A 5,950-nucleotide genomic window follows, 5' to 3' on the forward strand; every position below is an offset into this window, starting at 1 on the left:
TGGCTGCTGAAAGAAACGCGCGAATCACCGCTGGTCAGCGCGGCACCAAGCACCAGGCCTTCGCGCAGTTCGGTGTCCACGCCCAGGGACAGGCCGCTCCCGCGCAGGCGGTTGCCCACGGCATTGCCGTCGCTGTCGGTATGGTTTTCCGCACCATAAGCACGCATCCAGAAGCCGCGCTGGGCGACCCGCTGCGCGCTGTCCAGCGCTGCGCCCATGCCCGCCTGGGCCACGACCTCACCATCGGTCTGCCACTGGTTTGCAGCCAGCAGCAGCGGTGCGCCAAAGGTCGCCGCCTGTCCGAGCCCGGCGCCGGGCGTTCCGGCCTCCATGCGGCGCTGGATCTGCTGGCCAAAGCCGCCTGCAAAAGCGGCGCTGGCGTGGTGCAGGGCGACCAGGGAGGCGCCGCCCGCGGATTCAAACGCCGCTTGCGCCTGGGACACGGACAGGCCGGTGACGGCGTTGATCACTGTCGCCAGGTCGCCTGTTGCGCCCGCCGCGCTGGCCTGCAGCGTCGCCGCGGCGGCCCGCTGGTTGGGCGTGGCGCCTGCATCGGCAAAGCTGACCTGGTTACGCGCCAGCGAGAGAAACACATTCTTCGCGTCGTAAGCCAGCGAGGGTGTCAGGAAGGCGAGGTTGGACGTGACTGCGCCGAAGGTGCCGGTCACGCCGCCGGTGGCGTTGAGAAGGGTGTAGCGCGTGTTGGCCTGGTAGCTGCCCGCGCTGGCCTGCACGTCCACCGTGGCGCCGCCCAGGCTTGCCGTGCCGGGCGCGCCGGTCACGTTGATGCGGTCGGCGTTGCCGGCCGGGTCGACCTCGACGCGGTAGATGGAACCGGGCGCAAAGTTCAGCTGGCCGTTCACGGTCAGCGTGCCTATGGAGTTGCCCGGTGCCAGGACGCCGCCGCTTGCGGCGCTCACGGCGCCGTTGATGGTTCCGCTGCCGCCCAGGGTGCCGCCGTTGTTGACAGTGACCGGCGAGGTGATGGAGCCGTTGACCGCCAGCGTGCCCGCATTGATGCTGGTGGCGCCGGTGTAGGCGTTGACGCCGGTGAGCGCCACGGTGCCGCTGCCGGCCTTTGTCAGCGTGCCCGTACCGCTCATCGCGCCGGCATAGCTGCCAGAACCTGTCTGGTCGAAGTGGACCGCGGCGTTGTTGACAATCGCGCCCTGCAGGCTGCTGGTGGTGCCGGCGAGCACGCCGGCGTTCACGGTCGTGCCGCCGCCATAGCTGTTCACGCCTGACAGCGTGAGGGTGCCGGCGCCGGTTTTGACCAATGCCCCCGTGCCGGTGATGGCGCCGGCGTAGCTGCTGTTGCCCGCCTGGGTCAGGGTGAGGGTTGCGCTGCCCAGGTTGACGGTGCCGCCCGAGCCCTGGAACGCCGAGGCACTGAGGTTGAAACCGTTGAGGTCCAGCGTGCCGTCGTTGACCGTGTAGCTCGTGCCTGTCATGAAGGCGCCGGCTGCGCCTGCGCGCAGCGTGCCTGCGTTCACCGTGGTGCCGCCGCCATAGCTGTTCACGCCTGACAGCGTCACGGTGCCGGTGCCGTCCTTGGTCAGGGTGCCCGTACCGCTGATCGCGCCGGCATAGTTGCCCGAGGTCGCCTGGTCGAAGTTTAGGGCGGCGTTGTTGACAATGGCGCCCTGCAGGCTGCTCGTCGTGCCGGTGAGCACGCCCGCGTTGACGGTCGTGCCGCCGCTGTAATTGTTCGCGCCAGTGAGCGTGAGCGTGCCTGCGCCGGCCTTGGTCAGGGAGCCCGACCCGGACATGACACCGGAAAACGTGCTGGCCGTCGACTGGTTGAGGGTCAACGCACCGGCGCCCAGCGTGACAGCTCCCTCGCCTGACAGGTTGCCGACGGTTTCGGTTGAACCATTGAGGTCGAAGGTGGCGCCCGTCGCAACGAAAACGGCGCTGGAATCACCGATGGCGTTTAGCCCGGTCAATCGCAGCGTGCCCGCAGAGATGGTCGTGGCACCCGAATAACTGGACACCGTACTGGCGTTTCGTTGAAGATTGAGCGTGCCGGTGCCGGTTTTTGTCACGCTCAGGATGTTCGCGTTATTGTCGCGCAGCGTGGTTTCCATCTGCAGGGTTTGGCCGCCATTGACCTGCACCGTCAACGTTTGAGGTCCCCCTGAGACGGGCTCCATCGTGGAGTTGTTCAAATTGCCGGTGATCCTTGCCGAAGTGACGCCGGCACCGAGCTGCAAGGTGGCCGACCGGATATTGACGATATTCGTTGTGTACGTGCCGTTGTTGGTCGTGAGCGTGACGGTGTCGCCGCTGGCCGCATTGCCCAGGGTAGCCGCCAGACCAGTCCCTGCTGCCACATCGACGTTTCCCGCCCAACTGGCCAGCGGCGACAAAAACGCGCCTGCCCCCAGTGCCAGGGCCCGGCTCACCAGCAGCGAGATGCGTTTGATCCGCGGAGATGCACTTGCGTGCCGGTAAGGCCTGGACGGAGCGAAGCAAGACGCCGTCACCGGTCCTTCGCCCCGCAAGACAGGACGGCCCGCGCCGCTTGACAAGACCAGCAGGCGTGCGTTCCCAGCACCTGCGTTGCGCTTACGCATGTAATCGGTCATCTTGAACCCCTCCGGGAATTTATTGTTTGACTTCGTGTGCAGCCGGATTCGCCGCATGGCGCGCACTATACCGTCCCCGTTCTCCTTGGGGAATAGCACGTTTTGACTACAAAGAGGCAGTCGAACCAGCGACTACGCTTCGCCCCTTGACGTCAAATTGCCATTCGCCCAGGCAGAACATGGGTTGTTAGTTATTAAAACTGTAGCAAGCGCACCATGGCTCGCCCGACGGCGCTACACCGTTGACTGACTCGTCATCCGGCGTTTTTTCCGGCCGGCTTGTTTGCCTACTTACCCGAAGCGGCGTTGCGCTTGCGCGTAGCCGCGGCCTTCTTCGCCGAGGCAGAACGTTCAGCGGGCGTGCGCGATGCAGCTGCAGCGCCGCCCGCGCGTCCGCCTTTGCGGGACGATGAGTGGTTCTCTGCCTTACCGCGCCCCGAGCCGGACTTTTCTCCGCCACCGCTTTCCTTGTTCACGGTGGCCCAGGCGCGGCTTTCGGCTTCTTTCTTGCCGACGCCGCGGTCCTCGTAGCCTTCCTCAATATGTTCGGCCTTGCGTTTTGTTTGCCGCTCTAGGCAGATTTGTCGCCTTTGGGTGGCATGTCGGTTCTCCTTGGCTGCGTGAGAGTTGATGCTTGAGCGCTGAAAATAACTCGCCGCACGCAGCCGTTTTGCGCGCCGCATTCGCAAGAGAAAGTCGGCGATCTCCTACGGCGTTTATCCCGCGGCAACGTCCACCACCACCTTCCCTTGTGCCGCGCCCGATTCAACCCGCTGGTGGGCCGCCAGCGCAGAGCCCAAATCAAAGCGCTGGCTGTCGACCAAAGGTGTGAGCCGGCCGGCCTCCACGAGCTTGGCGACCTCGCGCAGGATGTCGCCGTGATGCTCGCGGCCCTGGCCTGAAATCATCGGGTACAGGGTGAACACGCCCGAGTAGGTCGCCGAGCGGAAGGACAGCGGTGCGAGTTTGTGCGTGCCCCAGCCGAGGATGCTGAGCACGTGGCCGCCGTAGCGGCGCGCGGCGCTGAAGGAGGCGTCCAGCGTTGTGCCGCCCACCGTGTCGAAGACGACGTCAAAGCCGCCGCCGCCGGTGTGGCGCGCGACGTAGTCGTCGACGCTGCTGGCCTGGTAGTCGATCGGCACGGCGCCAAAGCGTTGGGCGATGCCGAACTGTTCTTTGGCGACGGTGGTGAACACGTCGGCGCCGCGGGCGCGCGCCAGCTGTACGGCGATGTGGCCCACACCGCCGGCGCCGCCATGCACCAGTACCTTGTCGCCCTGGCCGACACAGGCGCGGTCCACCAGGCCTTCCCAGGCCGTGATGGCGGCCAGCGGGAGGGCGGCCGCCTCGCGCATCGTGAGGTTTTTCGGCTTGAGCGCGAGCAGGCGCGCATCCACTGCTGCGTATTGGGCCAGCGTGCCTTGCAGCCCGCCCACGCCGCCGGCCGCGCCGTAGACCTTGTCGCCGGGGCGGAAATTGCTTACACCCGCGCCCACGGCGACCACCACGCCGGCCAAGTCGAGGCCCAGGACCGCCGGCAAAGGCTGCTGCGCGTGGGCCGCCTGCCCGGCGCGGATTTTGGTGTCCAGCGGGTTGACGCCGCTGGCCACGATGCGCACCAGGACCTGACCCGGTTGCGGCGCCGGCACGGGCAATTCTTTCAAGACAAAATCGCCGCCCGCGGCCTCGACGGCCATGGCTTGCATGGTGGTGGGAACAGTTTGAAGAACAGTCATCTGAAGCTCCTTGAGTGAACGATGCGTTCAGTTTCGTCCAAACAAAATCGAATGAGAACTGCAAAACCTGCACGGATTACATGCGTTTTTGTATGATGAGACCATGGATTGGGACGACATCAAGGTGTTTCTGGCCATTGCCAGGGCGGGCTCTTTGGGCGGGGCGGCGAATGCGCTCGGCCAGACGCAGCCCACCATGGGGCGCCGCCTTCGCGCCTTTGAAGAGAAGCTGGGCGTCGCGTTGTTCCAGCGCAGCAGCGAAGGCTTTGTGCTGACCGACGAGGGCGCTTCGGTCATGTCCACCGCCGAGCGCATGGAGCAGGAAGCGCTGGCGTTTGAGCGGACGCTGGAAGGGGGCGAAACCGAACTGGAGGGTTTGCTGCGCGTTTCCGCATCGGACTGGTTCGGGTTGCATGTGCTGGCGCCGGTCTTCGCGCGATTCCAGGAGAAACATCCGCGCGTGAGCATTGACCTGATCACCGAGTCGCGGCTGCTGAGCCTGGCGCGCCGCGAAGCGGACCTGGTGTTTCGCATCCGGCCGTTTGAGGAAAGCGACGTGGTGCAGCGGCGCCTCACCACCATCCACTACGCGGTGTACGGCGCGTCGCAGCTGGAAAAACCGTGGGCGGGCGACGGGCAGGGCACGCCGCTCATCACCATGAACAGCGCCTTCAGCAGCATGCCCGACGTGCGCTGGCTGCAGCGCATGCTGCCGAATGCCCACACCGTGATGCGCAGCAACAACCGCGAAGTGCAGGCGGCGATGTGCGTGGCCGGGCGCGGCTGGGCCGTGCTGCCGGTGCAACTGGGCGACCATGCGCCCGGTCTGGTGCGCGCCGACCTTGGTGAAGCGCCGCCCGGCCGCGACGTGTGGGTGGGCTTTCACCAGGATTTGCGGCGCCTGGCCCGCCTGCGCCGGCTGCTTGAGTTCACGGTCGAGGCCATCCCCGCGGCCTGATCCCCGAAAAATCCCTCGCCCTGGGGGATGCTGCTGTGGCTGCGCCGCCACGCCTTTTGCGCATTGTTTTCCTGTCACACAACTGCCATTGAACTGACACGAACGCGTCACCCCCCTCTCCCAGAATCACGTCATGACCAGCATGACAGAGCACCCGATGGGATGCCATTCACTCCAGGCCCGCCAGCCCCAAGGCCTGGGCGCCGGCATCCAGGACCTGAACAAGCAGTGCCTGCGCATTTTGCGCTGCACGGCACAGGCACTTGCCAACAGCCCGGGCGGCCTGCGCTTCAAGGCCGGCACCCGGCCCTGGCTTGAAGGGCTGTCGAACGGGCCCGCGTTGATGGCCGGCCTCGGGCGGCGTGGCAAGGCGGCGGTTTCGCTGGCCACTGGTGATTGAGTGTCGAAGCCCCTTTTTGGGGCTTTTTTACGGGTGGCGGAAATACGCCGCGAGTTGCTGAGATTGTCGAAATCGGCCTATTGCCGAAGTTGTTGAGACACAAGGAAACAAGGAGTTAACCATGAAAGAACTGCCCAATCCCACCTTTGCATTGTCGCCAGTCGCAATGCCACGGGGGTCACTTCATCAAAGCGGTCATGCTGTCAGTCCAGCCCCTGTTCAAAGGGCTCCAGTGGGGAAAATTTCGGTCAGCTGGGCCCGGCACCAG

At 65.6% G+C, this 5,950-nt stretch carries 5 protein-coding genes; 2 read left to right on the plus strand and 3 right to left on the minus strand.

Annotated features, from left to right (window positions below; all coding sequences use genetic code 11):
• The 3 genes from ACLV8F_RS24570 to ACLV8F_RS24580 form a co-directional block, all read right to left on the minus strand.
• Positions 1–2,405 (minus strand): autotransporter-associated beta strand repeat-containing protein (locus ACLV8F_RS24570; protein WP_411886815.1); only part of this gene is annotated, 2,405 nt, incomplete at its 3' end.
• A gap of 470 nt (positions 2,406–2,875) precedes the next feature.
• Positions 2,876–3,271: a hypothetical protein gene (locus ACLV8F_RS24575; RefSeq protein ID WP_411886816.1), complete on the minus strand. Its 396-nt coding sequence runs from the start codon at positions 3,269–3,271 to the stop codon at positions 2,876–2,878.
• Between the two features lie 33 nt (positions 3,272–3,304).
• Positions 3,305–4,324 (minus strand): zinc-dependent alcohol dehydrogenase family protein, encoded by a 1,020-nt coding sequence (locus tag ACLV8F_RS24580; RefSeq protein ID WP_411886817.1) that lies wholly within the window; start codon positions 4,322–4,324, stop codon positions 3,305–3,307.
• A gap of 103 nt (positions 4,325–4,427) precedes the next feature.
• Between ACLV8F_RS24580 and ACLV8F_RS24585 the strand changes: the two genes are divergently transcribed.
• Both ACLV8F_RS24585 and ACLV8F_RS24590 read left to right on the plus strand, forming a co-directional pair.
• Entirely contained in the window at positions 4,428–5,282 is an 855-nt protein-coding gene (locus ACLV8F_RS24585) for a LysR family transcriptional regulator (RefSeq protein ID WP_411886818.1), read from the plus strand.
• A gap of 133 nt (positions 5,283–5,415) precedes the next feature.
• A complete protein-coding gene (locus ACLV8F_RS24590) occupies positions 5,416–5,682 on the plus strand; it encodes a hypothetical protein (RefSeq protein ID WP_411886819.1) in 267 nt (88 codons plus the stop codon).
• Positions 5,683–5,950: the final 268 nt, after the last annotated feature.

Origin of the sequence: Polaromonas sp. YR568 (genome assembly GCF_943369675.1) — a bacterium.
Lineage (GTDB): Bacteria > Pseudomonadota > Gammaproteobacteria > Burkholderiales > Burkholderiaceae_C > Polaromonas.